Here is a 25,560-nt window from a genome sequence, read left to right on the forward strand (position 1 = left end):
GACCCGCCAAGGGCGCTAGGGGACCGACGACAAGAACAATACGAGCGGGGCGAATGCCCTCGGAGGGACCGGACATGATCGGACTCGAACACTATCTGACGGTGGCAGCGGCGTTGTTCGTCATCGGCATCTTCGGGATCTTCCTGAACCGCAAGAACGTCATCGTCATCCTGATGTCGGTCGAACTGATGCTGCTGGCCGTGAACATCAACTTCGTCGCATTTTCGGGCTTCCTGGGCGATCTGACAGGCCAGGTTTTCACCCTCTTCGTTCTGACGGTCGCCGCCGCCGAGGCGGCCATCGGCCTTGCCATCCTAGTCTGCTTCTTCCGCAACCGGGGCACAATCGACGTCGAAGACGTCAACGTGATGAAGGGCTGAGACAATGACCACCATCATCCTCCTCGCCCCGCTCGTCGGGGCGCTGATCTGCGGGTTCGGCTGGAAGATCATCGGCGAAAAAGCGGCCATGGTCGTGGCCACGGGATTGTTGTTTCTGGCTGCGATCCTGTCTTGGGTCGTGTTTCTGGGCCACGATGGCACCACGCAGCAGATCCCCCTGATGACTTGGGTGGAAAGCGGCTCGCTCGCGACCGACTGGGGCATCCGGTTGGACCGACTGACGGCGACGATGCTGATCGTGGTGACCACTGTATCGTCGCTCGTCCACCTCTATTCCTTCGGCTACATGGACCACGATCCGCAGTGGCAGGAAGGGGAGGTCTACAAGCCGCGCTTCTTCGCCTATCTGTCGTTCTTCACCTTTTCGATGCTGATGCTGGTGACGTCCGACAACCTGTTGCAGATGTTCTTCGGGTGGGAAGGGGTCGGCGTCGCCTCCTACCTTCTGATCGGATTCTATTGGCGCAAACCGTCTGCGTCTGCGGCGGCGATGAAGGCCTTCATCGTCAACCGTGTCGGCGATTTCGGCTTCCTGCTGGGCATTTTCGGGCTGTTCTACCTGACCGACAGCATCGCGTTGGATGATGTGTTCGCCGCCACGCCGGAATTGGCCGAAACCACCATCCGCTTCCTGTGGACCGATTGGAACGCCGCGAACCTGCTGGCCTTCCTGCTGTTCGTCGGTGCGATGGGCAAATCGGCGCAACTGGGCCTGCACACATGGCTGCCCGACGCCATGGAAGGCCCGACCCCCGTGTCCGCGCTGATCCATGCGGCAACCATGGTCACGGCCGGCGTGTTCCTCGTTTGCCGCATGTCGCCGCTGATGGAGGTCGCGCCGACTGCCATGGCTTTCGTCGTCGTGATGGGCGCGTTGACCGCCTTCGTCGCCGCGACGATCGGGCTGGTCCAGAACGACATCAAGCGCGTCATCGCCTATTCGACCATGTCGCAGCTGGGTTACATGTTCGTGGCCGCGGGCCTGGGGGCCTATTCGGTCGCGATGTTCCACCTGCTGACCCACGCCTTTTTCAAGGCGATGCTGTTTCTTGGGGCCGGGTCGGTCATCCATGCCATGCACCACGAACAGGACATGCGGAACTACGGCGGTCTGCGAAAGAAAATCCCGCTGACCTTCTGGGCGATGATGATCGGAACGCTCGCCATCACGGGCGTCGGCATCCCGCTTCTCTACATTGGATTTCCTGTGGGTTTTGCGGGCTTCGTCAGCAAGGATGCCATCATCGAGGTGGCCTATGCCGGCGGCGGGGCCCTTGGCCTGCCGTTCCTGGCCCTGTCACTCTCGGCGGTATTCACCAGCTTCTATTCCTGGCGGCTGATGTTCCTGACGTTCTATGGCAAGCCGCGGGGCGACAAACGGACCCACCACCACGCGCACGAAAGCCCGCTGACGATGACGATCCCGCTGGGCGTCTTGGCGGTCGGATCGATCTTTGCCGGGATGGTGTTCTATGGCCCGTTCTTCAAATCGCAGGAAACCGTCGACCGCTTCTTCGGCATTTCCGACAATGCAGAAGTGCAGGCGGCCTTCGAAGGCGGGCTGATCGGCGTGGCGAATGCGGCCACCGAAGCAACCGATGGGGAGGAGCCGCAGGAGCGTGCACCCCAGACGCCTGGCGACGGGGCGATCTACATCGGCCCCGAAAACCACATCATCCACGAAGCGCATGAGGTGCCGGCCTGGGTCAAGGTTTCCCCGTTCATCGAAATGCTGATCGGGTTCTTTGTGGCGTGGATGTTCTATATCCGCAGCCCATCGTTGCCCGGACAATGGGCCGCGAACCTGGCACCGTTGCACCGGCTGCTGCTCAACAAATGGTACTTCGACGAGGTTTATAACTACGTCTTCGTTCGCGGTTTCAAGCGGCTCGGCACCTTCTTGTGGAAACGGGGGGACGGCACCGTCATCGATGGGTCGATCAACGGACTGGCCATGGGCATCGTGCCGTTCGCGACCAAGTGGCTCAATCGGGCCCAGTCGGGATATATCTTCACCTACGCCTTCGCGATGGTGATCGGGATCGTTGTCCTGATCTCCTGGACGACCATCGCATCGGGGAACTAGCGACCCATGGAAAACCTCCTCTCCATCGTCACCTTCACGCCCATGGTCGCGGCGCTGATCCTTGCCGTGTTCCTGCGCGGCGACGATGCGGCCGCGCAGCGCAACGCCAAGTGGCTAGCCCTTGGGGCGACGACCTTCACGTTCCTCGTGTCGATCTTCATCCTGACCGGGTTCGATCCGCAGAACACCGGCTTCCAGTTCGTCGAAGATCGCGCCTGGGTGTTCGGACTGCAGTACAAGATGGGCGTCGACGGCATCTCGGTACTCTTCGTCATGCTGACCACGTTCCTGATGCCGCTGGTCATCGCATCGTGCTGGGACGTTACGCACCGGGTGAAGGATTACATGGTCGCGCTTCTGCTGCTGCAATCGCTGATGATCGGCGTGTTCTGCGCACTCGACCTGATCCTGTTCTACGTTTTCTTCGAAGCGGGTCTGATCCCGATGTTCCTGATCATCGGCATCTGGGGCGGGGCGAACCGCATCTACGCATCGTTCAAGTTCTTCCTCTATACGCTGCTGGGCTCGGTCCTGATGCTGGTCGCGATGATCGCGATGTACGTTGATGCCGGAACCACCGATATTCCGACCCTGCTGACGCATCAGTTTTCCTATGCGCCACTCAGCGTTCTGGGCCTGAATGTCGTTGGTGGAATGCAGACACTGATGTGGCTCGCCTTTTTCGCCAGTTTCGCGGTCAAGATGCCGATGTGGCCCGTCCATACATGGCTGCCCGATGCCCACGTTCAGGCCCCGACCGCAGGCTCGGTCGTCCTTGCGGCGATCTTGCTCAAGATGGGAGGCTACGGCTTTCTGCGCTTCTCGCTGCCGATGTTCCCGGTCGGGTCGGAGGTCATGGGCCCGTTGGTCCTGTGGCTGTCGGCCATCGCCATCGTCTATGCATCGCTCGTCGCGATGATGCAGTCGGACATGAAGAAGCTCATCGCCTACTCGTCGGTGGCGCATATGGGTTTCGTGACGATGGGCATCTTTGCCGCGAACCAGCAGGGCGTCGACGGAGCTATCTTTCAGATGATCAGCCATGGTTTCATCTCGGGCGCGCTGTTTTTGTGCGTGGGCGTCGTTTACGACCGGATGCACACCCGCGAGATCGACGCCTACGGCGGTCTGGTCAACCGGATGCCGGCCTACGCCCTTGTCTTCATGCTCTTCACCATGGCCAACGTCGGCCTGCCGGGCACATCGGGTTTCGTGGGCGAATTCCTGACACTGATGGGCGTATTTCAGGTCAATACCTGGGTCGCGCTGGTTGCCACCACGGGTGTGATCTTCTCGGCGTGCTATGCGCTTTGGCTTTACCGCCGGGTCATGTTCGGCGACCTGATCAAGGAAAGCCTGCGCTCCATCACCGACATGACGGGTCGGGAGCGTGCGATTTTCGCGCCCCTGATCTTCTTCACCATCCTGCTGGGCGTCTATCCCAGCCTGATCACCGACATCATCGGACCCTCGGTGTCCGATCTTGTCGATACCTATGAGTTCGCCACCGCCGATATCGTCCTGACGACCGATGTCGCCACGGTCGACAACTGAGGCCCGCCCATGCAAGCCGATCTGACACTCATCCTGCCTGAAATCGCCTTGGCGCTCTATGCGATGGGGGCGCTTCTGGGGGCCGTCTACACCGGAAAGGACGCGCTGGCCCAACCGCTGATCTGGCTGACGGCCGCCGTTTTGACCATCGTCGCGCTCTGGATCGCGCTGTCGTCCGCCAGTGGCGTCGCCTTCGACGGCATGATCGTGAAGGACGGGTTCGCGCGCTTTGCGCAGGTCACGATCCTGCTGTCCGCCGCCGCCGTCCTCGTCATCGGACAGGAGTACCTGGCGCGCACGGGGATGCTGAAATTCGAATACCCGCTTCTGATCGTCCTGTCTGTCATCGGCATGATGGTGATGGTGTCCTCGGGCAACCTGCTGACGATCTACATGGGGCTGGAGCTGCAGTCGCTGGCGCTTTACGTCGTCGCGTCCCTGCGCCGCGACAGTGTCAAGTCGACCGAAGCCGGGCTGAAATACTTCGTTCTGGGCGCGCTGTCGTCGGGCCTGCTGCTCTACGGCATCTCGCTCACCTACGGCTATGCCGGCACGTTGTCGTTCCCCGGCGTGATCGAGGCGGCGGCTGGTGAGGCACCGCTGGGCCTTTTGTTCGGTCTGGTCTTCATGATCTCCGGTCTGGCCTTCAAGGTTTCGGCCGCGCCGTTCCACATGTGGACGCCGGACGTCTACGAAGGTTCGCCCACGCCGGTCACCGCCTTTTTCGCCACCGCGCCCAAGGTCGCGGCCATGGCGATGTTCGCACGTGTCGTCCACGACGCCTTCGGGGGCATCGTCGCCGATTGGCAGCAGATTGTGGCCCTTCTGTCGGTGCTGTCGATGTTCGTCGGGGCGATCGCGGCGATCGGTCAGAAGGACATCAAGCGGCTGATGGCCTATTCGTCGATCGCGCACATGGGCTATGCCCTGATGGGCCTCGCGGCTGGGACCGCCGGGGGCGTGCAGGCGATGCTTCTCTACATGGCGATCTACGTGGTGATGAACATCGGCACCTTCGCCTTCATCCTGTCGATGAGTCGGGACGGCCGCGATGTCACCGATATCGCGTCGCTCAAAATGCTGTCCAAGGTCCGTCCGGGGGCCGCGCTGGCTCTGCTCGTTCTGATGTTCAGCCTTGCCGGCATTCCGCCGACCCTCGGGTTCTTTGCCAAGTACGGTGTGCTGCAGGCGGCAGTGGATGCCGAGCTTGTCTGGCTTGCCGTCTTGGGCGTCGTGGCGTCGGTCATCGGCGCGTTCTATTATCTGCGGATCGTTTTCTTCATGTACTTCGGCGACGCCGAGGAGCCTTTCGCCCCTGACGTTCCGATGGTGCAGATGATCGCATTGGCAGGGTCGGCGGTTCTGATGCTTGCCCTTCTGCCAGAACTTCTGGGGTTGGAGCCCTTGGCCGCCATGGCGGCGGACGCGCTGGTCAACTGATGGGGCAAGACGGGTTGGCGTCCGATTGGCCCGCCGGGGTCGACCGCGTCATTCTGGAGGAGGTGGACAGCACCTCACTCGAAGCCGCCCGCCGCGCGCCCGCGATCCCGACATGGATCATGGCGCGCAGCCAAACCGCCGCGAAAGGCCGTCGCGGGCGTGCATGGTCCATGCCAAAGGGGAACTTCGCCGCCTCCCTCGTCTGGCAGCCGCCGGGCGGTCCGGCGGAGATGGCGCTGCGCAGCTTCACAGCGTCCCTTGCCCTGCACGATACGCTGACCGATCTGGGCGTCGCGGGTCTGTCGTTGAAATGGCCGAACGACGTCCTGCTGAACGATTGCAAGCTGGCGGGTATCCTTCTGGAATGTCCTGCGCCGGGCCTTCTGGTCATGGGGATCGGCATCAACCTGATCGCGGCCCCGGATGCGGGCCAAGTCGAACCCGGCGCGGTCGCCCCGATCTCCCTGCTGGAGGCGACGGGCCTGCGGGTGGAGCCATCGACGCTTCTGGGTCGTCTCGCCCGCGCCTTCGCCGAACGCGAGGCGCAGTTCATCACTTGGGGATTCGGGCCGATCCGACAGGATTGGATGCGCTACGCCGCCCGCGTCGGACACCCCATGACCGCGCGCTTGCCGGGCGAGACGGTGCATGGCGTCTTCACCGACGTCGACGGGGACGGTCACCTGATCCTGAAGACGGACGCGGGCGTTCGCCACATCACCGCGGGCGATGTGTTTTTCGACACGAGACAAGCAAAGGTGCCCACATGCTCCTGACCATCGACTGCGGCAACACCAATACCGTCTTCGCCATCTGGGATGGCACGGCCTTCGTGGACTCCTGGCGGCGGGCGACGAACCATCAAAGCACGGCCGACGAATATTACACCTGGCTGCGCACATCGATGAGCTTGCGCGGCATCGACGTCGCCATCACCGACTGCATCATCTCCTCGACCGTGCCGCGTGTGGTCTTCAACCTCCGTGTCCTCTGCGACCGCTACTTCGACACGCGGCCCTGGGTCGTCGGCAAACCCGAGACGAAGCTGCCCATCGACACCCGCGTCGATGCGGGCACCGCCGTCGGACCGGACCGCCTGGTCAATACGGTCGCAGGTTACAACCGGCATGGCGGTGACATCATCATCGTCGATTTCGGGACGGCGACCACCTTCGATGTGGCCGACAGCGACGGCGCCTATATCGGGGGCGTGATCGCCCCGGGCGTCAACCTGTCGCTGGAGGCGTTGCACATGGCCGCAGCCGCGTTGCCGCATGTGGACATTACCCAGCCCTTGCGGGTAGTGGGCACCAACACCGTCGCCTGCATGCAGTCGGGCGTGTTCTGGGGCTATGTGGGCCTCATCAAAGAAATCACAGCAAGAATAAGGGCTGAGCGCGATCGCCCGATGAAAGTCATCGCGACAGGTGGGCTGGCACCTCTTTTCCAGCAGGGCGAAGACCTGTTCGACGCCTACGAAGAAGATCTGACGATGCACGGTCTGACCGTCATCCATAAGTACAATAAGGAAAACACATGAGCGGACGAGACCGCCTTATCTACCTTCCCCTTGGCGGGGCGGGTGAAATCGGCATGAATGCCTACGTTTACGGCTACGGCAAACCCGGCAAGGAGCGTTTGATCCTGGTGGATCTGGGCATTGCCTTCCCGGACATGGACACGACGCCCGGCGTCGATATCATCGTGCCCGACATCACCTGGCTGACCGAGAACCTGAACCGGCTGGAAGCGGTGTTCATCACCCATGGTCACGAAGACCATGTGGGCGGTGTCGGCCACCTCTATCCGCAGATCAAGAAGCCCATCCATTGCCGCGCGTTCACCGCGAACCTGGCCCGGCGCAAGCTGCAGGAAAAGGGTCAGGACCCGAAGGTCGTTCACACGGCACCGTCCTTCCCCCAGATGATCGACGCGGGCCCCTTCAAGGTCGGCTTCCTACCTGTCAGCCACTCGATCCCGGAATCCAATGCGCTCGTCATCGACAGCCCGGCGGGTCGCATCATCCACACCGGCGATTTCAAGATCGACCGCTCTCCTGTCGTGGGTCAGCCGTTCAGTGACGATCTCTGGGCCGAAGCGGCCCGACCGGGCGTTCGCGCCCTGGTGTGCGATTCGACCAACGTCTTCTCCAAGAACGAAGGCCGCTCCGAAGCTGAAGTCGCGCCGAACCTCAAGCCGCTGGTGCAATCGGCCACCGGCATGTTCGTGGCCACGACTTTCGCGTCCAATGTCGCGCGCCTTCAATCGCTTGCCATCGCAGGCGAGGCCGCGGGCCGCTCCATCTGTCTGATGGGTCGCGCCATGCGCCGCATGACCGAAGCCGCGCGGGAAGAAGGGATCCTGACGGATTTCCCCAAAACCATCTCGCCCGAAGAAGCCGCCGACATTCCGCGCGAAAACCTGATGCTGATCGTCACCGGCAGCCAGGGTGAACGCCGCGCCGCATCGGCGCAGCTGAGCCGGGGCAAGTATTTCGGCATGGAGCTGAAGGAAGGCGACACCTTCCTGTTCTCCTCCAAGACGATTCCGGGCAACGAAAAGGAAGTCGCCCGGATCATGAACAACCTGTCCGAATTGGGCGTGGATGTCGTGACCGACGACGACGGGCTGTACCATGTGTCGGGTCACGCCAATCGGCCCGATCTGGAGTTCATGCACAACCTGACTCAGCCGCAGATCGTCGTGCCGATGCACGGTGAACATCGCCACCTGCGCGAACATGCCAAGGTCGCCGACGCCGGCGGTCGGATCGGCATCGTGGCACCCAACGGCACCATGATCGACCTTGCGGGCAATGAGCCCCGCGTCGTCGATCACGTGGAAACCGGGCGCACCTATCTGGATGGGTCCGCCTTGGTGGGTCAGTTCGACGGCGTCGTGCGCGACCGGATCCGCATGGCCTTGAACGGTCATGTGGTGGTTGCCGTGATGGTCGACGACGACAACGAGATCCTGGAGGACACCTGGGTCGATATTCGTGGCCTGCCCGAGCAGGTCCGGGGATCGGCGTCGTTGGCCGACATCATGGAAGAGCATCTTGCCGGTCAGTTGGCTCGGGTGAACACCCGGACGGCGAATGACGACGAAGCGCTAGAAGGTCTGATCGTCAAGGGCGTCCGCAAGGTCGCCCAGGACGAGATCGGGAAACGTCCCGAAGTGACCGTTCTGATCACGCGGCTGTCGGCGGAGTGATCCCCAAGGGGCGTCGGGGGTCGGTTATCCGATATCATCCCGGCGCCATCGCGCCACGAACGGCTTTGGGGTCACGGATCGTACATTAAGCAAGATCGGGGAGTGTATTTCCCCAAAGGGAAGGGCCTGTGGTCCTTCCCTTTTTCCATCCGATCACTCCGCCGCGACGGTATCGGCGGCTTCGACCTTCACCGCCGCGAACTTGAACTCGGGGATCTTGCCGACCGGGTCCAGCGCCGGATTGGTCAGCAGATTGGCCGCCGCCTCTACGAAGGCGAAGGGCAGGAACACCATGTCGGGTGCCACCGCCCGGTCGGCCCGCGCCATCAGCGTCACCGTGCCCCGCCGCGTCGACAGGCGCACCCAGCCACCGGGCGCCACGCCCAGTTTGCGCAGGGTGCCGGGATGCATCGAACAATTCGCCTCCGGCTCTACCGCGTCCAGAACCTTGGACCGGCGTGTCATCGACCCTGTGTGCCAATGCTCCAGCTGTCTGCCGGTCGTCAGGATCATCGGATAATCTGCATCCGGCACTTCATCGGGCGCGATGACGTTGGCGGGCGTGAACTTGGCGCGTCCTTCGGGCCTGGGAAAGCCATCGCCGAAGACGATCGCCTGGCCCGGATCAGTGGGGGACAGGGACGGATATGTCACCGCATCTTCCCGCTCCAACCGGTCCCACGTGATATTGTCGAGCGAGGCCATGACCTGCTTCATTTCGGCGAAGACCTCGCGGGGGTGGGCATAGGTCCAGTCCAGTCCGCACCGCTTGGCCAGATCGACCGTGATAGCCCAATCCTCCCGCGCATCGCCGGGCGGTGTTACGGCGGGACGTCCCATCTGCACCTGCCGGTTGGTGTTCGTCACCGTTCCGGTTTTTTCGGCAAAGGCGGCGGCGGGCAGGATGACGTCGGCGTAATTCGCCGTTTCCGTCAGGAAGATGTCCTGCACCACGAGACAGTCCAGCGCGGCAAGGGCGGCACGCGCATGATCCACGTCCGGGTCCGACATGGCCGGGTTTTCGCCCAAGACATACATCGCCTTGATGTCGCCCGCGTGCACCGCGTCGAGGATTTCCGTGACTGTCAGACCCTTCTCGGCCTCGATCTTTCCGTCGAACCCGCCCTGGTCGCCCCAGAGCGCGGCGTATTTCTGGCGCACGTCGTCTTTCAGCACCGACGCGTAGTCGGGCAGGAACATCGGGATCAGCCCTGCGTCAGATGCACCCTGCACGTTGTTCTGACCGCGCAGCGGATGCAGGCCCGCGCCGGGCCGCCCGATCTGACCGGTCATAAGCGCCAGAGAGATGAGGCACCGCGAATTGTCGGTCCCATGGATGTGCTGGGATACGCCCATGCCCCAGAAGATCATCGCCGATTTCGCCCCGGCGAAGGTGCGCGCGACATCGCGGATCGTGGCGGCGTCGATGCCGGTCAAATCGGCCATCTTTTCGGGCGCAAAGCCTTTCAGATGCTCACGCTCCGCGTCCCAGTTTTCGGTCATCGCCTCGATATACTGGCGATCGACCAGACCCTCTTCGGCGATGACATGCATGATCGAATTGAGCAGGGCGACGTCCGCGCCGGGCCGGAATTGCAGCATGTGCGACGAATGACGCTTGAGCGCCTGTCCCCGCGGGTCCAGCACGATCAGTTTGCCGCCGCGCTTGGCGAATTGCTTGAAGAAGGTTGCCGCGACGGGATGATTCTCGACCGGGTTCGCGCCGATGACGATGGCGACGTCCGCATTCTCGATTTCGTTGAAGGTCGCCGTCACCGCACCCGATCCGACATTCTCGATCAGCGCGGCGACCGACGATGCGTGGCACAGGCGGGTGCAGTGATCAACGTTGTTGTGCCCGAAGCCCTGCCGGATAAACTTCTGGAACAGATAGGCTTCCTCGTTCGAACATTTGGCCGATCCGAAGCCTGCAACCTGACGTCCGCGTCCCTTTAGCCCCTTTGCGGCGGCGTCCAGCGCTTCGTCCCAAGTCGCCTCCCGGAAGACTTCGCCGTAGTTTCCTGGATCGACGTTCAGCCCCTTGGCCGGTGCGTCGTCCCGCCGGATCAATGGTTTGGTCAGGCGGTGAGGATGGTGGATGTAATCGAAGCCGAAGCGGCCCTTCACGCAAAGCCGGCCTTCGTTCGCCGGCCCGTTGATGCCGTCGACCTTCACGATCTTGCCGTCCTTCGATTTCAGCGAGACCTGACAACCGACGCCGCAGAACGGGCAGATCGATTTGGTTTCAGCGTCGAAATTCTTGCTGTCACCGATCTGATCCGGCCCGATCATCGTGCCCGGCATCAACGCGCCGGTCGGACAGGCCTGGACGCATTCGCCGCAGGCCACGCAGGACGACTCGCCCATCGGATCGTCGAAATCGAAAACCGGATAGGACTCGTGCCCGCGTCCCGCCATGCCGATCACGTCGTTGACCTGCACCTCGCGGCAGGCCCGCACGCACAAGCCGCATTGGATGCAGGCGTCCAGATTGACCTGCATCGCGACATGGCTGTCGTCGAGGAGGGGAATACGCGTCGCGTCCAAGGTCGGTAGACGGCTGGTCGTGACGCCCGTCGCATCGGCCATGTCCCAAAGATGAGATGATGTGTCGTGGGCGACCGCACGCTCGGGCTGATCGGCGAGCAACATCTCGATCACCATCTTGCGCGCGCTTTTGGCACGCGCGCTGTCCGTCGTGACGACCATGCCCTCCGACGGCTCCCGGATGCAGGACGCGGCAAGGGTGCGTTCGCCCTCGATCTCGACCATGCAGGCGCGGCAATTTCCGTCGGGACGATAGCCGGGCGCAGGCTTGTGGCACAGGTGTGGAATGACCAGGCCACGACCGTTCGCCACTTCCCAGATGGAAGAGCCGGGCTGTGCTTCGACGGGCTGGCCGTCGAGTGTGAACCTGATCGTGTCGGACATGGGCGCGCCTCCGGTTTGGGACGATCCTAGGCGCGTGGTTTGCCGACCGAAAGCCCAACCCCGACGCCGCGCGCCCCCGAAGCGACGGGCGCGGTTTCCGATGATGGACATCTCGTCCCGCGGCGGCCCGCCTGTCGACGGCGCGCAGGGGCCGGTTTGGTCAGTCCTTGCGCGCCATCAGGCCGTACCACATCCAATCGGGCAGGAACTGACCGCCGCGGAACAGCCAGGAAAACGCCGTCGGGAAACTCTTCTTGAAATCGTCGCCATTCATCAGGTCGAACATGTGCTGCGCGGCCTCCTCCGGCTGCATCAGGAAAGGCATGTCGAAGTCGTTCTTTTCGGTCAGGCGGGTCTTGATGAAACCGGGGTTCGCCACCTGAACCGTCACGCCGGTGTGGCGCAGATCGGCGTACATCCCTTCAGCCAGCCACATCACACCAGCCTTGGACGCGCCGTAGCCCGTCGCGCCGGGCAGGCCGCGAAACCCTGAAAGGGAGCCGGTCAGGACGATGTGGCCCCGGTCACGCTCGACCATTTCGCCGATGACCGTCCCGACGGCGCGGGCGGCCCCAGTGAAGTTGATGTCGCACATCGCCTCCACTTCCTCGCCGTTCCAGTCCTGCGCCTTCTGGGGCCAGTAAACGCCTGCCAGATAGACCATGCCGTCGATTTCGCCGATCCGGGCCTTGGCCTCCTCCAGCGAGGCGCGATCGGCGGCGTCGCAAGGGGCCACGCTGCTCTTGCCCGGCAAGTCGTCCGACAGCGCGCGCAGCTTGTCCTCGGACCGGGCCGACAGGATCACCTCGGCCCCCGCGCGCGACAGCTTGTGCGCCAGCGCCGCGCCCAGCCCGTCGGACGCCCCGATCAGCCAGTATCGCTTGCCTGTCCAATCACGCATTGGGTTTCTCCTTGGGTCGTATGGTGCAGAAAAGCTCTGCTACCTTGATGCCGTATTTGCGGAACTGACTGCGGTTCAGGATCACGCCATCGGCCTGAAGATACATCCAGTCGACCGCGTCGAGGACATGGCCGCCGTTTTCTTCGGGCAGGCGGATCTTGTAGCGCAGGCCAAGGGCGTTGCCGCCAAGCCGGCCCGATCCGGCCCCGATCACGTCGCTCGCCTCCGCCCGGACGCTGCCGTCGTCGGCGACGATCAGATGCCATTCGCGGGTCTGTGTCGTGCCATCGTCGTATTGAAATGTCTCGGACATGACGCCTTTGGGCCCGTCCCAGACGATATTCATGTCGGCGGTGAACCGGGACGTCACGCGCCCCGTGGGTCCGAAAATCATCCCCTCGCAGGTCATCGGACCCGACAGGTGGCGGGGCAAGTCCAGCGTGGGTTCGTTGTCGACATATTCGGCACCCGTTTGGGATGCGAAACCGGTCAAATTACGCACGACGACCACCAGAGCGAGGGCGGTCAGGATGGCGAGCACGAAAAGGAATGTCATCATCATGCGTCGATCTCCGAACCGGTGCGCGCCATCAGGACGAGGGCGAGGGTTTTCAGGGCGAGCGGTACACCTGCATAGAGGAATGTAAGAGACCAAAGCGCCGACGTCGTGTTTTGTTCCCCCGGAACGAAGCCCGCCGCGTCCAGCACCGGGAACAGCGCGATTGCCGCGATGGCCAACGTGGCCTTGTTGACGAACGACCAGAGGCCGAAGCCATCGGCGGCGGTCGGCGCGATGATTTCCATTCGGCGGGCGAACAGAGCGGGCAGCAACGACAGATCCGCCCCCACGGCGGCCCCGGATGCAACGCAGACGGCCGCGAACAGCCATATGTCGCCCGTGCCCAGGGGCAGGGCGAAGGCGAATGTCACGATGGCCAGACCCATCGCAATCAGCAGCGTGCGACGCGACCCCAACCGGGTGGCCAGCTTGCCCCAGACCGGCACCGATGCGGCGGCCGATAGAAAGAACAGCAACAGCAACGGTCCCTCTTGTCCGGGCGCGCCCAGCCGGTCGGCGACGTAGAACAGGAACAGCGTGGACGTGACCGCGACGGGCGTCGCGTTGACCAGCGCGATCAGCAGAAGACGGCGCGCGGGGGCATCCGACAGAACGATGCGCAGACCGTTGCCCTGTGGCGCGGCCCCGCGCGGCGACCATTCGGGCCACATTGCGATCAGGGCGAGACCCGTCGCCGCCGCGAAAGCGATCGCGTACCAGGTGAAGGCGGCACCGGTAGCGGCCAAAACGGACGGCAGGGCGGCGGCGATGCAGACCCCGATCAGCGATCCCGTCTCGCGCCAGCCGGCCAGACGAACGTGACCGTTCGGCGTGGCAGCGGCCTTGGCGACGCCTTGGGCATAGAAACAGATCGTCAGAAACGAAAACGCCGAAAACAGCGCGGCGAGCGACAGGGCGAACCACCACAGTGGCGGCAACGCGGGCGGCACCGCAAAAAGCATCAGCATCGCAGCCGCCATCACCGTGGCGGCGGCCAGGACCATCGGACCGCGACGGCGGCGCGTCACCTCGGCCAGACGGCCCAGCAACGGATCCTGCACGAGGTCGATCAGACGCAGGGCGAACAACGCGAATGACAGCTGTGCCAGCGTCACGCCATAGGTATCGACGTAGAATTTGGGTGCGTGGATGTAGATCGGCAGTCCCGCCGCCGCCAGAACGGCGGCGAACCCCGCATAGCGCGGCAGGCCCGCGGTCACGTTCCGCGCCCCGAGACTTCGCTGTCGGGCGGCGTGGGCCGGCCCCGGAAAGTCGCGCCCTTCCACCACAGTTTTAGCGCCTGCCAATGGATCAGACACAGCACCCGGCGTGTGCCGAACGGCCGACGCAGGGCCGCCCCGATAAGGGCCCGGTTCGTCAACGGTCGGCGCGGCCCGGTCAGCGTGGCGACCAGCGTACCATTGCCCTGTCGGTAGCCGATCCGAATAGAGATACGGTTCGGGCGGATGTCGAAGCGGAAATCGTAGTCCCCCTCAACCGGCTGAAAGGGTGATACATGCATCAGCTTGGCGGCACGTAGCTGCGTGTTGGCGTCGATCGGCGACAGATCGTCCGCGTGACACAGATAGGAATGCCGGTCGCCGTAGGTGTTCGTCACCTCGGCGATCACGGCGACCAGATCGTCGTGTCTATCGTGGATCAACCAGAAACTGACCGGATTGAAGACATGCCCCAGAACACGCGGTTGGGCGAGCAGCAGGATGCGGCCCGGATCGAAGGTCGGAAGGGCTTCGGCCAAAACGTCGCCAACCCAGTCCATGCCCCGCCCCTGATCGGGGGGGCCGCCGTGATCCCGGTCGCGGACCTGCGCGAACCCGTGCGCGTTTCGCGAAAACAGCTTCGGCAGGGGGCCGTCGTCGGTCGGGTCGAGCAGGACATAGTCCACGCCATAGCTGAACCGATTGGTCACGCCTTCCGCCGTCCGCCCGTGAAACGTGGTCCCGGGAATATGATCGAGTATGCGGGTCACTCCGCCGCGACGGCCATCGCACGCCGCCGGTCCATCCCGGCCACCACGTCGAGCGCGGAGGCGAAGCCGTCCTCGTGAAAGCCATTCTTCATCCACGCCCCGCAGAACCAGGTGTTGTCAGTCCCGTTGCGCGCGCGGATGCCGTCGACCGCAGCCATCATGGCAAGGTCATAGACCGGATGGCGGAAAACCTTGCGGTCATAGATCAGCTCCTCCCGAATGGGTTGCTGCGGGTTGAGCGTCGAGAAGATCGGGTCGTCCATCGGGATCGGCTGCAAGCGGTTCATCCAATAGGTCAGCCCGATGCGATCGGGGCGCGCCGCCTGTTCGGCATAGTTCCACGACGCCCACGTCTTGCGTAGCTTGGGCATGACGGACGCATCGGCGTGCAGGACTGCATCGTTGTCCTGATACCGGACCTTGGAGAGCAGCGCCGTTTCCTGCGCCGTCGCATCCGACAAAAGACACAGCGACACGTCGGAATGAGTGGCAAGGACGACATCGTCGAACGCCTCCCATTCCGCGCCCATCAGGCGCACGTCTGCGCCACCGTCGGTGCGGCGTATGCCTTGCACAGGGGCCCCTAGGCGAATGTCGACGCCGGCCCCTTCCAGATGGGTCTGCAGGCGGTTGACGTATTCGATCGACCCGCCCTGAACCGTGAACCACTCATGCTGACCGGTGTGCGACAGCAACGCGTGATTGCGGAAGAAGCGGATCATGGCCTGCGCCGGGAAATCCATGACGTCCTGACTGGGCGTCGACCAGATCGCACCCGAGATCGGGCCGATGTACCAGTCCCGAAATGCCTGTCCCACACCCAGATCGTCAAGGAAATCGCGCAGCGGCAGATCCGGGTCGTTGGCTGCATCGGCGGCGCGGGCGTTGAAACGGAAGATATCGCGCACCATCCGCAGGAACTTGGGCGACAGAAGGTTGCGGCGCTGGGCGAACATCGTGTCGGCGGTCTGCAGCGAATATTCCACCCGACCCCCGTCGATGGACGCGGCGAAAGACATGTCGCTGTCGGCGATGGGCACGTCCAGGTCGGTGAACATGGCCAGCAAATTGGGGTAATTCACCTTGTTGAAGACGATAAACCCGGTGTCCACGGGTTGATCGCCGCGCTTGCCGGCCGTTACCGTGCGCGCATGACCACCCAACCGCGGCTCCGCTTCGATCAACACGACCTGGTTTCCGGGGGCGAGGGCCTGGGCGGCGGCCATGCCGCTGATGCCGCCGCCGATGACGGCGATGCGGCGGGGCGGGGTCGAATTCGTCGAAAGGGGCAACCTGTATCCTGTTCGTTTCCTTGCACGTATGAGGGATACGTGCCGTTCACGTCCGAGGATCACATGTTCCGCCGAACCGGTGTACGTCGACATGGCATGAAATGTGATCCAAGCAACCGCAGGCGGCGTAAATGTCACATAACATGAACGGCATCGAAACGTTTGCCGACCCCGTGGCTGCAAAGGAACCGCATGAGCAGATCCGTGTCTCTCCTTGCCACACGGCCGGAGCGTTCCATGACGATTGCAGCGTCTGAAACCGCACATCACTGGGCGACCTTGCTGCTTGCGGTCGGGTCGGACCGCAATACCGATGCGTTCGAAGCGCTGTTTCGGCATTTCGCGCCGCGCGTAAAGTCGTATCTGATGCGGACGGGCCTGACGCCCGCCATGGCCGAGGATTGCATGCAGGATGTGATGGTGACCCTGTGGCGCAAGGCGCATCTGTACGATCCAGCACGGGCCGGGGTTTCGACCTGGTTGTTCACCATCGCGCGCAACCGCAAGATCGACCTGATCCGCCGGTCGACACGGCCCGAGCCGGAGGATTTGTCCTGGGGGCCGGAGGCCGCGCCCGATCAGGCCGACGCGCTGGCCCTGTCACAGGAGGCGGATCGCCTGGCCGAGGCCATCGCTGATCTGCCAGCAGCGCAGCGCGACATGGTCCGACGTGCCTATTTCGCCGATGCGACGCATGCCGAAATCGCCGCCGCCACGGGCCTGCCGCTGGGGACGATCAAATCGCGCATCCGCTTGGCCATCGACCGGTTGCGCCATGCGATGCAATCCGACGGATCCGGTGCGCCCTGCCCCGCATCCGCCTCGGACACGAACGACCGAAGGACCTGAAATGACGATCCGACATCCGATACCCGACGACCTGCTGATGGGATATGCGGCCGGTCACCTTCCGCCATCCCACGATCTTATGGTTGCGACCGCCGTCTCTCTGGATGACGACGCGCGGGCGCGCCTTGCCGGATTCGAAGCCGTAGGAGGTGCCCTTCTGGACGAAGCGGAGGCGGTGTCGTTGGACGACGGATCGCTGGATGCGGTGATGGCGCGGCTGAAGGGGGGGACCCCGGATCCGGTTTCACCGGCCGGGACGGTCGACGACGTGCTGCCGGCACCCCTGCGCGATGCGGTGGGCGGCGGCCTGAGCGACGTGCGATGGAAATCCGCCGGCTTGGGCGTCCGGCAGGCCGTTCTGGGGGCGGACGAAGGGGGGACCGTCCGGCTGCTGTCGATTCCGGCCGGGCAGGCGATGCCCGATCACGGGCATCACGGCGCGGAATTCACGCTGGTGGTTCAGGGCGCGTTCATCGATGCCGGTCGCCGGTTCGGGCGCGGTGACATGGAAGTGGCCGATGCGCAGACCGAACATCAACCGGTCGCCGCCGCCGGGGAGGATTGCATCTGTCTGGTGGTGACCGATGCGCCGCTGAAATTCTCGGGCCTTTTACCGCGGATCGCCCAACGGTTCCTGAAAATCTGACGGAGCTTCGCCGACTGGCTTGTCTTTGTGGGGGTCTGGACACTTTTCGTCACCTCGCCGGGTCCCAAAGCTGTCAATTGCATCCTGACGGCGTTAAATGCCGGCTTCCTGCGTGCCTTTTGGGGCGTCGCGGCGGTCCTGTTTCAGGCGATGCTGTTCCTGACGCTGGCCGGATTGGGCGTGATAGCCTTACTGGTGTCGGCAATGCAAACGATCTTTCTGCGGGCCTTCGCCATTGCGACCCTGAACGCCAAGCCGGTCGCCGGAGACCTTGCCGCAGTCACGCAATTCGCCGCGATGGATGTCCTGATCTGGGCGCAGATGTCGGTCATCGTGCCGACGGCCCTGACGCTGACAGCGCTCAGCTACACCGGGTGGTGTGCCCTGGGGGGCGGCTGGGTCGCCGGGCGCTGGGCGTGGTCGCAAGCACGTCGCTGCGGCGGGTTTTGGCCTGAAGCTTCGTACTTTGCGGTGTTCTGCTGCCCGCCCTGTGGCTGGCTGTCAGTCGGCCAAGGTCGCGTTGTAGAGCGGCACGGTCGAGATCGACATTTTCGCCGACCCCTCGGTCAGTTCCTGCGCGTGGGCGATATAAATCAGCGTCTGGTTCGCTTCGTCGAAGATGCGCTTGATGCGCAGCGACTTCAAAATGATCGACCGACTTTCGCGGAACACCTGCTCCCCGTCTTCCGACAGGTCGATGTCTCCGACCTTGATCGGCCCGGTCTGGCGGCACGCAATGGAGGCGTTTGACGGATCCTCGAACCAATTGCCATTCGACAGACGATCAATCAGGGACCGGTCGAAATAGGCGACGTGGCAGGTCACGCCTTCCACTTTGGGGTCCCGGATGGCGTCGATGATGATGTCGTTTCCGACCCAATCGACGCCCACCTCGCCCACCTGTTCGGCGGTTGCGGAAAGGGTCGACAGCGTACCGAAGACGACGGCGGCGAGAATATTAATTGATTTCATGCGACGGAACGCGCGATTTACGACGTGGGTTCCATGGGCGGTGCGTGGCACGGTCCTGCCGGCAACGCCAAACAAAAGGGATGATGACCATGACTCGTATGACCGCCAAGGATTTCGATCAGGATCTGCTCGACCTGTATGATTTTTATGCACATGGAAAGATCACCAAGCGCGAATTTCTGGACCGTGCCGGCAAATGGGCCGTCGGTGGCGTGACCGCCGCGGCGATCCTGGCGTCGATGTCGCCAAACTATGCCTTGGCCCAGCAGATCGCGGAAGACGATGCCGATATCGAAGGGGAGGATATCGTCTATCCGTCGCCCAACGGACATGGAGAGGTGAACGGATATCTTGTCCGTCCCGCCGCATCCGAAAATCCGCCCGCGACGGTTCTGGTCGTGCACGAGAACCGGGGCCTGAACCCTTATATTCGCGATGTGGCGCGCCGTGTGGCAAAGGCGGGTTTCATCGCGTTGGCCCCCGACGGGCTGACGTCCGTGGGCGGCTATCCCGGCAACGACGACGAGGGACGGGAGCTGCAGCGCACGGTCGACGGCGAGAAGCTGATGAACGACTTTTTCGCGGGCTACGAATATCTTGCCGCGCTGGAGGGAACGAACGGCAAGGTGGGGGCGACCGGCTTTTGCTATGGCGGTGGCGTGGTCAATGCGCTGGCCGTCGCCTATCCGGAGTTGGCGGCGGGCGTGCCGTTCTATGGCCGTCAGGCCAGCGCCGAAGACGTCCCCAAGATCGAGACACCGCTTCTGTTCCAATACGCGGCGCTCGACAGCCGCATCAACGCGGGCTGGCCCGAAATGCAGAAAGCGTTGGAGGCCAACGACAAGGTCTACGAAGCCGCAATCTGGCCCGACGTGAACCACGGCTTCCACAACGATACGACACCCCGCTATGACGCGGAAACGGCCGAAGCCGCGTGGGACAAAACGATCGCATGGTTCCGGGTCTATCTGGCCTAACGGCGCCACATTTTCGTCCTGCCGAAGGGATAGGACGCGGGGATGTTCTTCTTCCTCGCGTTCCAATCCTGCGTTTTCGCCGCCTGGGCGGTCGTGTCGGCGGGCATCCTGATGGGGATGGCGGGGCGCGCTGTCTCTGGTGACATGCAGACGTCCGACGGGTCATCGTCGGCGCTGCGCGATTATCTGACCGATCCGATGACCGCCCTGCGTCGGCGTGTCTGGCTGGGGCTGACCCCCGTTCTTCTGATCTGTCTTGCGACGACGGGCGTCATCGTCGCGACCGTCTGACTGGTGCCTGTGGCGGTGGCGCGGTAAGCGCGCCGGATGACCGGACCTTCGACTCCCTACGATCCGCCGACCGGACCGATCCCCGTGATCCACCGCGACGATCACCTGCTTGTCGTCGACAAACCTCATGGCTTGCTGTCGGTGCCGGGCCGGGGGGAGCATCTGGCCGATTGCCTGCTGTCCCGATTGGCAGATGATTTCCCCGAAGTGCTGCTCTGCCACCGACTGGACCGGGACACCTCGGGCATCATGATCTTCGCTCTGACCAAGGAAGGTCAGCGCAAGATCGGGCGAATGTTCGAGGTCAAACGGATCAAGAAGCGCTACGTCGCGCGCGTCGCCGGCGCGGTGGCGGACCCGGCGGGAACCATCGACCTTCCCCTAATCGTCGACTGGCCGAACCGCCCGTTGCAGCACGTGAACCACGAGACCGGCAAGAACGCGGTCACCGATTGGCAGCGCATCGCGCTGGAGGATGGAACCACCCGGATGCGCCTGATGCCGCGCACCGGGCGCAGCCATCAACTGCGGGTGCATATGCTGGAACTTGGCCATCCAATTCTGGGGGATCCGTTTTATTCAGACGATCACGCCGACTGGCCGCGCATGATGCTGCACGCCGAGGGTCTGAAGTTCGAACACCCCATCACCGGTCAGGTCATGCGGCTGGACGCGCCCTGTCCGTTCTGACGGGCTTTACTGCGCGGTGACTGGATTGGTCGGCACCGGGCCCGGCTCCATCATGGTTTGTGCGGCGAGTCCGGAGGCGAGAAGCATGAACGCGCAAAGCACGAGCGCGAAAACGGTTGCGGGCTGCATGATGATTCGTCCTTCAGACGGGCGTGTCGTGTCGACCGTCCCATATGCCCGCGCGGACTCCGCGTGCAATACGCGTAATGTGTGAAATGCCGCACGACGGCGTGTGACCAGCATTCGGTCCGACGGGCGACGGCGTCTGGAAAACCGGGGACTGGGTCCCTAGGTTGCAGACGACACCGTTCCCAGGAGGAGGCATAGCCCATGTCCTTGCGCATCAACCAAACCGTCCCCGATTTCCACGCCGAGACCAGCGAAGGTCCGATCGACTTTCACGATTTCATCGGCGATCACTGGACCATCCTGTTCAGCCATCCGAAGGATTTCACCCCCGTCTGCACGACCGAATTCGGAGCCGTGGCACAGCTGAGCGACGAGTGGGAGAAGCGCGGAGTGAAGGTCATCGGGATTTCCGTCGATGGCGTCGAGGATCACCGCAAATGGAAAAGCGACATCGGAACGTTCGCCGGAACGCCTGCGACCTTCCCGATCATCGCCGACGAAGGGCTGGAGATTTCCAAGGCCTACGACATGCTGCCCGCCGACGCCTATTTGCCCGACGGGCGCACGCCCAACGATACGGCGACGGTGCGCTCGGTCTACATCATCGGGCCGGACAAGCAGCTTAAGCTGTCGATGACCTATCCGATGAACGTCGGGCGTAACTTCGCCGAAATCCTGCGCGCCGTCGACGCGCTTCAGGCCGCCGCCAAGCACGGCATCGCGATGCCCGCCAACTGGGAAAAGGGTCGCGATGTGGTCATTCCGGCGACGGTCAGCAACGAGGATGCCAAGGCGAAGTTCGGCGAATTCACGACGCATTTCCCGTACCTGCGCACGACCAAGGACCCTTCGGCCTGATTTCAGGTCAGACGGTCGAGCAGTGTCTTCGCCACGCGGGCGAAGGCGGCGCGATCTTCCTTGGGAATGCCGTCGAACAGGTTCGACAGGCCGTCCGTGCGCACCGCGCGGGCGGCCTTTACGTTGTCGCGGGCATGATCGTTGAGCCGGATGACAGTCTTGCGCCGGTCCGTCGGATGGCGTTCGCGCGCCAGCAGGCCCTCGGCCTCCAGCTGATCCACGAGGCCTGTCACGGCTTGAGGGGAGACATGCAGATGGGTCGCCAAATCGCGCATGGTGGACGGGCCTTCGTCGGCCAGGCACGCCAGCAGGGCCACCCGCGGACCGCGGTCGGTACCGCTGCCCTGGGTCCGGCGCAGGGCCGGTGCAAGGCGGTCGATGAGATCGGCGAGATGCTTGGGGGAAGATGGTTTTGCCATGACCACAGGTTGAAGCTGCGGTGACGAAACGTCAAGGGATTGAGAATCGCTCTCGCAGGGATGCGTCTCAGGCCCAGCGAAGCGGAGTGGGCGGTGGTCCGTCAGCATAGTCGATACGCAGAACACCGCGGGGCGACGGGTCGGTTGCCGCACCGGACCGATGCAGAAGCAACATCGACATCACGAGGATATCGCCCGGTTCCGCGGTGCAGGTGACGACCGGGCAGGCCTGCGCCGTCGCCTCGGCCTCTGCGGCGGGCACCAGACCCTTCCGATGGCTGCCGACTGCGATCTGCATCGCGCCGTTCTCCGTCGTATGATGATCAAGATGTAGGCGGACGAAAAGCATCCGACACAGACAGTCTGCGTCGGGTTCACAGTGCCACACTGCGCCCTTGCGCGACCAGTTCGTGACCGGGGCCGACGCGTCTTTGTCGCGCACGGCGATGATCCGGTCCTGATGCCACGGGACGCCTCAGTTCACCCCATCTTCCTTGGCAAAGCTGACAAGGCGGACGGGCCGTGATCGTGCATGGGGTGCAGGAAAGGACGTGATCCAAGGACCGCCGCTCACGGCCTGAAACAACGGGCTGTGGCGAGGCACCCGCGCGCCCGGACGCTTATCCGTTGCGGCAAGGTCGTGCAGTTGACCGACCGTTTCGGTTGGGACGGCACCCCGAATCCAAGTGTAGCCGTCGCGGTCAAAGTCATCCATCATAAGATGATGATTGGGTCGCGCGTGACGGCACCGCAAGGCGCAAACGAAAAGGCCGCCCCCGGAGGAGCGGCCCTTCGATGTGCAAGCTGCAGCCGCTTCAGCCTTGGCGGGCCTTGAAGCGGGGCTGCGTCTTGTTGATCACGTAGACCCGGCCCTTGCGGCGCACGACGCGACAGTCGCGATGGCGGTTCTTCAGCGACCGGAGGGAATTGCGAACCTTCATGGCTGCTCTCCTGCTCTGCGGGGGTGACGCCCCGGGTTGGTATGTGCCCCGGATCCGGGGCGGTGAATGGTGGGCGATACTGGGATCGAACCAGTGACCCCTTCGATGTCAACGAAGTGCTCTACCGCTGAGCTAATCACCCGTCACGATGGGGCGAAGCATGTCGACCCGTCGATTGGTGGGCGGTGGATAGTGGCTTTCACAATGGCGCGCAAGGGGGCTTTCCGCAGTTTGTGCAACGCACTATCTTGCCCGGCAAGGAGCTTTTGCCCGCATGCCCAGAGAACCGTTTTTACTGACGATGCCCAAGCGCGTCACTGCGCCGATCGTGGTGGCGTCGCCTCATTCGGGGCGCGACTACGACGCGGCATTCATGGATACGACCGTTCTCGACCAGGGTCGTATCCGGTCGTCCGAAGACGCCTATGTCGACATGCTGGTCGAAGGTGTGCCGCATCTGGGCGTGCCGCTTCTGGCGGCGGGGATGCCACGCGCGTTTCTCGATCTCAATCGCGCAGCTGAGGAGTTGGACCCGGCCGTCATCCACAATGTTCCGCGCGGGACGACGAATCCACGCGTCAGCTCGGGACTGGGGGTGATTCCCCGCGTCGTCGCGCAGGGGCGCGCCATCTATCGCGGCAAGATCAGCCGGGCCGAAGCGCGTCACCGGATCGAAGGGTTCTGGCGACCCTATCACACCAAACTGGATGAATTGCTGACCACGGCCCACGACACGTTCGGACGGGCAATCCTGCTGGATTGCCATTCGATGCCGCACGAGGCGATCGCGACGTCCGGACCGCAGGGCCGCCATGCGGAGATCGTGCTGGGCGACAGGTTCGGATCCTCGGCCGCCACCGACCTGGTCGATGTCCTGGAGCAGGTGTTCCAGGATCTGGGGTTTCGCGTCGCGCGCAACGCCCCCTTCGCGGGGGCTTATGTTACGCAGGCCTACGGCCGGCCGGAGCGGGGCCGTCACGCCATCCAGATCGAGATCGATCGTTCGCTGTATCTCAACGAGGATCTTGTCGAACGGACGGCCAATTTCGGTGCCGTCCGAAACCTGATGACCGAGGCGGTTGCCCAGTTCGCCGCCGAAGTCAGGGGCCCTAAAGATTTGGCCGCCGAATAGGATCTAGCGCAACGCGCGCCCCTTCTGGATCGCATCCTTTCCAAACCGCGCCCGGATCGCGTCGGTCGCCCGTTCCGCTTCGTGCCGGCGGCCGGCATTGGGGTCCAGAAGATCGCCGCCCCGGTCGGCCTGATCGCCGGGAACGAGGTCGGAAATGCCGACACCGATCAAACGGGCCGGGCCGGTGTTGCCCGTCGCATCCAGCAGACTGCGCGCCTCGCGGTAGATGCGATCGGCCATCTGCGTGGGGTCCGACAGGGCGTGGCGGCGCGTGATGGTCGAAAAATCGGCACGCTTGAGCTTCAGGGTCACGACACGACCGGCCATCTCCTTGGCCTTGGCGCGGTCGGACACCTGTTCGGACAGACGCCACAGATGCCCGTCGAGCGTGCCCTGATCGGCCGTGTTCTCGTGGAACGTCGTTTCCTTGGAGATGGACTTGACCGGGCGGCGCGCGTTGACGGACCGACGGTCCTGACCCCGCGCCAGATGCCAAAGCCGTTCGCCCATCGACCCGAAACGCCGCGACAGATCGGCGCGGTCCCACCGCTTCAGATCGGCGATCGTGTTGATGCCGGCTTTCTTGAGCGCTTCCTGGCCCACGATGCCGACGCCCCAGATGATGCCGACGGCCTGCGGGGCCAGGAAATCCTCGGTCTCGGCCCGGCCGATGACGGAAAAGCCGCGCGGTTTATCGAGGTCCGATGCGATCTTGGCCAGAAACTTGTTGTGCGACAATCCGATGGACCCCGTGATCCCGATCTCGTCGCGCATTCGCCGCGTCAGGCGGGCAAGCATCACGGCCGGCGGGGCCCCGTGCAGCCGGGCGGTTCCGGTCAGGTCCAGAAACGCCTCGTCCAGCGACAGCGGCTCGATCGCAGGGGTCAGTTCCTCCATCAGGGCGCGGACCTGCTTGGACACTTCCACATACAGATCCATTCGGCCCTTGATCACCACCGCGTCGGGGCACAGCTCCAGCGCCTTGAACATCGGCATGGCCGACCGCACGCCCCGGATGCGCGCGATATAACAGCAGGTCGACACGACGCCGCGCCGCCCGCCCCCGATGATGACCGGCTTGTCGGCCAGTTCGGGGCGATCGCGTTTTTCGACGCTGGCATAGAAGGCGTCGCAATCCATATGTGCGATACTCAGGTCGAAAAGCTCCGCGTGCGCGGTGATGCGCGGGCTGCGGCACGAAGGGCATCGCGGCGCGTCATCGAACGTGGTCAGGCATTGGCGACAAAGTGCAGGCATAAGCGGATTTGTACCGGCCCGGGGACGCCAAG

General features: G+C 63.5%; 25 protein-coding genes, 1 tRNA gene and 1 pseudogene. 14 read left to right on the top strand and 13 right to left on the bottom strand.

What is annotated here, in order from left to right; all coding sequences use genetic code 11:
* The first annotated feature begins 74 nt into the window (after nucleotides 1–74).
* Genes nuoK through JDO7802_RS08240 form a run of 7 tightly spaced genes read left to right on the top strand, consistent with a single transcriptional unit; the run spans nucleotide 75 to nucleotide 8,694 of the window.
* Nucleotides 75–380 carry an NADH-quinone oxidoreductase subunit NuoK gene (nuoK, locus tag JDO7802_RS08210; protein ID WP_055084843.1) on the top strand — a complete coding sequence of 102 codons (306 nt, stop codon included), beginning with the start codon at nucleotides 75–77 and terminating at the stop codon, nucleotides 378–380.
* Nucleotides 381–384: 4 nt separating this feature from the next.
* Nucleotides 385–2,487, top strand: coding sequence for an NADH-quinone oxidoreductase subunit L (nuoL, locus tag JDO7802_RS08215; RefSeq protein ID WP_055084379.1), 2,103 nt, complete (start codon nucleotides 385–387; stop codon nucleotides 2,485–2,487).
* 6 nt (nucleotides 2,488–2,493) lie between these two features.
* A complete protein-coding gene (locus tag JDO7802_RS08220; protein WP_055084381.1) occupies nucleotides 2,494–4,041 on the top strand; it encodes an NADH-quinone oxidoreductase subunit M in 1,548 nt (515 codons plus the stop codon).
* 9 nt (nucleotides 4,042–4,050) lie between these two features.
* A complete protein-coding gene (gene nuoN / locus JDO7802_RS08225; protein ID WP_055084383.1) occupies nucleotides 4,051–5,481 on the top strand; it encodes an NADH-quinone oxidoreductase subunit NuoN in 1,431 nt (476 codons plus the stop codon).
* Nucleotides 5,481–6,257, top strand: coding sequence for a biotin--[acetyl-CoA-carboxylase] ligase (locus JDO7802_RS08230; RefSeq protein WP_055084385.1), 777 nt, complete (start codon nucleotides 5,481–5,483; stop codon nucleotides 6,255–6,257). The genes nuoN and JDO7802_RS08230 overlap by 1 nt, the downstream gene beginning before the upstream one ends.
* Nucleotides 6,248–7,021, top strand: a complete 774-nt coding sequence (locus JDO7802_RS08235; RefSeq protein WP_055084386.1) for a type III pantothenate kinase — start codon at nucleotides 6,248–6,250, stop codon at nucleotides 7,019–7,021. Before JDO7802_RS08230 ends, JDO7802_RS08235 begins: the two co-directional genes overlap by 10 nt.
* The gene (locus JDO7802_RS08240) at nucleotides 7,018–8,694 is read left to right on the top strand and encodes a ribonuclease J (RefSeq protein WP_055084388.1); all 1,677 of its coding nucleotides are present in this window, start codon (nucleotides 7,018–7,020) and stop codon (nucleotides 8,692–8,694) included. The genes JDO7802_RS08235 and JDO7802_RS08240 overlap by 4 nt, the downstream gene beginning before the upstream one ends.
* 153 nt (nucleotides 8,695–8,847) lie before the next feature.
* Here the strand turns inward: JDO7802_RS08240 and fdhF are convergent, their stop codons facing one another.
* The 6 genes from fdhF to JDO7802_RS08270 form a co-directional block, all read right to left on the bottom strand.
* Nucleotides 8,848–11,625 (bottom strand): formate dehydrogenase subunit alpha, encoded by a 2,778-nt coding sequence (gene fdhF, locus JDO7802_RS08245; protein ID WP_055084389.1) that lies wholly within the window; start codon nucleotides 11,623–11,625, stop codon nucleotides 8,848–8,850.
* A 160-nt stretch (nucleotides 11,626–11,785) separates the two neighbouring features.
* Nucleotides 11,786–12,526 carry an SDR family NAD(P)-dependent oxidoreductase gene (locus JDO7802_RS08250; RefSeq protein ID WP_055084390.1) on the bottom strand — a complete coding sequence of 247 codons (741 nt, stop codon included), beginning with the start codon at nucleotides 12,524–12,526 and terminating at the stop codon, nucleotides 11,786–11,788.
* Nucleotides 12,519–13,085, bottom strand: a complete 567-nt coding sequence (locus tag JDO7802_RS08255; RefSeq protein ID WP_055084845.1) for a DUF3833 family protein — start codon at nucleotides 13,083–13,085, stop codon at nucleotides 12,519–12,521. Before JDO7802_RS08255 ends, JDO7802_RS08250 begins: the two co-directional genes overlap by 8 nt.
* Nucleotides 13,085–14,305 carry an MFS transporter gene (locus JDO7802_RS08260; RefSeq protein ID WP_055084395.1) on the bottom strand — a complete coding sequence of 407 codons (1,221 nt, stop codon included), beginning with the start codon at nucleotides 14,303–14,305 and terminating at the stop codon, nucleotides 13,085–13,087. Before JDO7802_RS08260 ends, JDO7802_RS08255 begins: the two co-directional genes overlap by 1 nt.
* Nucleotides 14,302–15,075, bottom strand: a complete 774-nt coding sequence (locus JDO7802_RS08265; protein ID WP_055084397.1) for a DUF1365 domain-containing protein — start codon at nucleotides 15,073–15,075, stop codon at nucleotides 14,302–14,304. Before JDO7802_RS08265 ends, JDO7802_RS08260 begins: the two co-directional genes overlap by 4 nt.
* Nucleotides 15,072–16,367: an NAD(P)/FAD-dependent oxidoreductase gene (locus tag JDO7802_RS08270; RefSeq protein ID WP_055084399.1), complete on the bottom strand. Its 1,296-nt coding sequence runs from the start codon at nucleotides 16,365–16,367 to the stop codon at nucleotides 15,072–15,074. Before JDO7802_RS08270 ends, JDO7802_RS08265 begins: the two co-directional genes overlap by 4 nt.
* A 237-nt stretch (nucleotides 16,368–16,604) precedes the next feature.
* On the opposite strand from JDO7802_RS08270, the gene JDO7802_RS08275 reads away from it, so the two are divergent.
* Both JDO7802_RS08275 and JDO7802_RS08280 read left to right on the top strand, forming a co-directional pair.
* Entirely contained in the window at nucleotides 16,605–17,216 is a 612-nt protein-coding gene (locus tag JDO7802_RS08275; protein ID WP_083481078.1) for a sigma-70 family RNA polymerase sigma factor, read from the top strand.
* Nucleotide 17,217: 1 nt separating this feature from the next.
* Nucleotides 17,218–17,862, top strand: coding sequence for a ChrR family anti-sigma-E factor (locus tag JDO7802_RS08280; RefSeq protein ID WP_055084400.1), 645 nt, complete (start codon nucleotides 17,218–17,220; stop codon nucleotides 17,860–17,862).
* Nucleotides 17,863–18,363: 501 nt separating this feature from the next.
* Here the strand turns inward: JDO7802_RS08280 and JDO7802_RS08290 are convergent.
* Entirely contained in the window at nucleotides 18,364–18,834 is a 471-nt protein-coding gene (locus JDO7802_RS08290) for a CreA family protein (protein WP_055084402.1), read from the bottom strand.
* Between the two features lie 89 nt (nucleotides 18,835–18,923).
* On the opposite strand from JDO7802_RS08290, the gene yghX reads away from it, so the two are divergent.
* The 3 genes from yghX to JDO7802_RS08305 are packed head-to-tail and all read left to right on the top strand — an operon-like array spanning nucleotide 18,924 to nucleotide 20,792.
* Nucleotides 18,924–19,811 carry a YghX family hydrolase gene (yghX, locus tag JDO7802_RS08295; protein WP_055084847.1) on the top strand — a complete coding sequence of 296 codons (888 nt, stop codon included), beginning with the start codon at nucleotides 18,924–18,926 and terminating at the stop codon, nucleotides 19,809–19,811.
* A gap of 42 nt (nucleotides 19,812–19,853) precedes the next feature.
* A complete protein-coding gene (locus JDO7802_RS08300; RefSeq protein ID WP_055084404.1) occupies nucleotides 19,854–20,102 on the top strand; it encodes a hypothetical protein in 249 nt (82 codons plus the stop codon).
* A gap of 36 nt (nucleotides 20,103–20,138) precedes the next feature.
* Nucleotides 20,139–20,792 (top strand): RluA family pseudouridine synthase, encoded by a 654-nt coding sequence (locus tag JDO7802_RS08305; RefSeq protein ID WP_055084406.1) that lies wholly within the window; start codon nucleotides 20,139–20,141, stop codon nucleotides 20,790–20,792.
* Nucleotides 20,793–20,798: 6 nt separating this feature from the next.
* On the opposite strand, the gene JDO7802_RS18695 is transcribed toward JDO7802_RS08305, so the two are convergent.
* On the bottom strand, nucleotides 20,799–20,921 hold the full coding sequence (locus tag JDO7802_RS18695; RefSeq protein ID WP_275934852.1) for a hypothetical protein: 123 nt from the start codon (nucleotides 20,919–20,921) through the stop codon (nucleotides 20,799–20,801).
* A gap of 201 nt (nucleotides 20,922–21,122) precedes the next feature.
* Between JDO7802_RS18695 and JDO7802_RS08310 the strand changes: the two genes are divergently transcribed.
* Nucleotides 21,123–21,779, top strand: a complete 657-nt coding sequence (locus JDO7802_RS08310; RefSeq protein ID WP_055084409.1) for a peroxiredoxin — start codon at nucleotides 21,123–21,125, stop codon at nucleotides 21,777–21,779.
* Nucleotides 21,780–21,781: 2 nt separating this feature from the next.
* Here JDO7802_RS08310 and JDO7802_RS08315 read toward each other — a convergent pair whose 3' ends face one another.
* The 4 genes and pseudogenes from JDO7802_RS08315 to JDO7802_RS08330 form a co-directional block, all read right to left on the bottom strand.
* On the bottom strand, nucleotides 21,782–22,198 hold the full coding sequence (locus JDO7802_RS08315) for a MarR family winged helix-turn-helix transcriptional regulator (RefSeq protein WP_055084411.1): 417 nt from the start codon (nucleotides 22,196–22,198) through the stop codon (nucleotides 21,782–21,784).
* A gap of 67 nt (nucleotides 22,199–22,265) precedes the next feature.
* Nucleotides 22,266–22,652 (bottom strand): annotated as a pseudogene (locus JDO7802_RS08320) (phytanoyl-CoA dioxygenase family protein); the annotation flags it as partial.
* 361 nt (nucleotides 22,653–23,013) lie between these two features.
* Nucleotides 23,014–23,139 (bottom strand): type B 50S ribosomal protein L36, encoded by a 126-nt coding sequence (gene ykgO, locus JDO7802_RS08325; RefSeq protein ID WP_008282420.1) that lies wholly within the window; start codon nucleotides 23,137–23,139, stop codon nucleotides 23,014–23,016.
* A gap of 67 nt (nucleotides 23,140–23,206) precedes the next feature.
* Nucleotides 23,207–23,281 (bottom strand) — tRNA-Val (locus tag JDO7802_RS08330).
* A gap of 132 nt (nucleotides 23,282–23,413) precedes the next feature.
* Here JDO7802_RS08330 and JDO7802_RS08335 point away from each other — a divergent pair.
* Nucleotides 23,414–24,271 (top strand): N-formylglutamate amidohydrolase, encoded by an 858-nt coding sequence (locus tag JDO7802_RS08335; RefSeq protein WP_055084415.1) that lies wholly within the window; start codon nucleotides 23,414–23,416, stop codon nucleotides 24,269–24,271.
* Between the two features lie 3 nt (nucleotides 24,272–24,274).
* On the opposite strand, the gene JDO7802_RS08340 is transcribed toward JDO7802_RS08335, so the two are convergent.
* Nucleotides 24,275–25,528 carry a DNA polymerase IV gene (locus JDO7802_RS08340; protein WP_055084416.1) on the bottom strand — a complete coding sequence of 418 codons (1,254 nt, stop codon included), beginning with the start codon at nucleotides 25,526–25,528 and terminating at the stop codon, nucleotides 24,275–24,277.
* Between the last annotated feature and the right edge of the window lie 32 nt (nucleotides 25,529–25,560).

The organism is Jannaschia donghaensis, assembly GCF_001403795.1.
GTDB lineage: Bacteria > Pseudomonadota > Alphaproteobacteria > Rhodobacterales > Rhodobacteraceae > Jannaschia > Jannaschia donghaensis.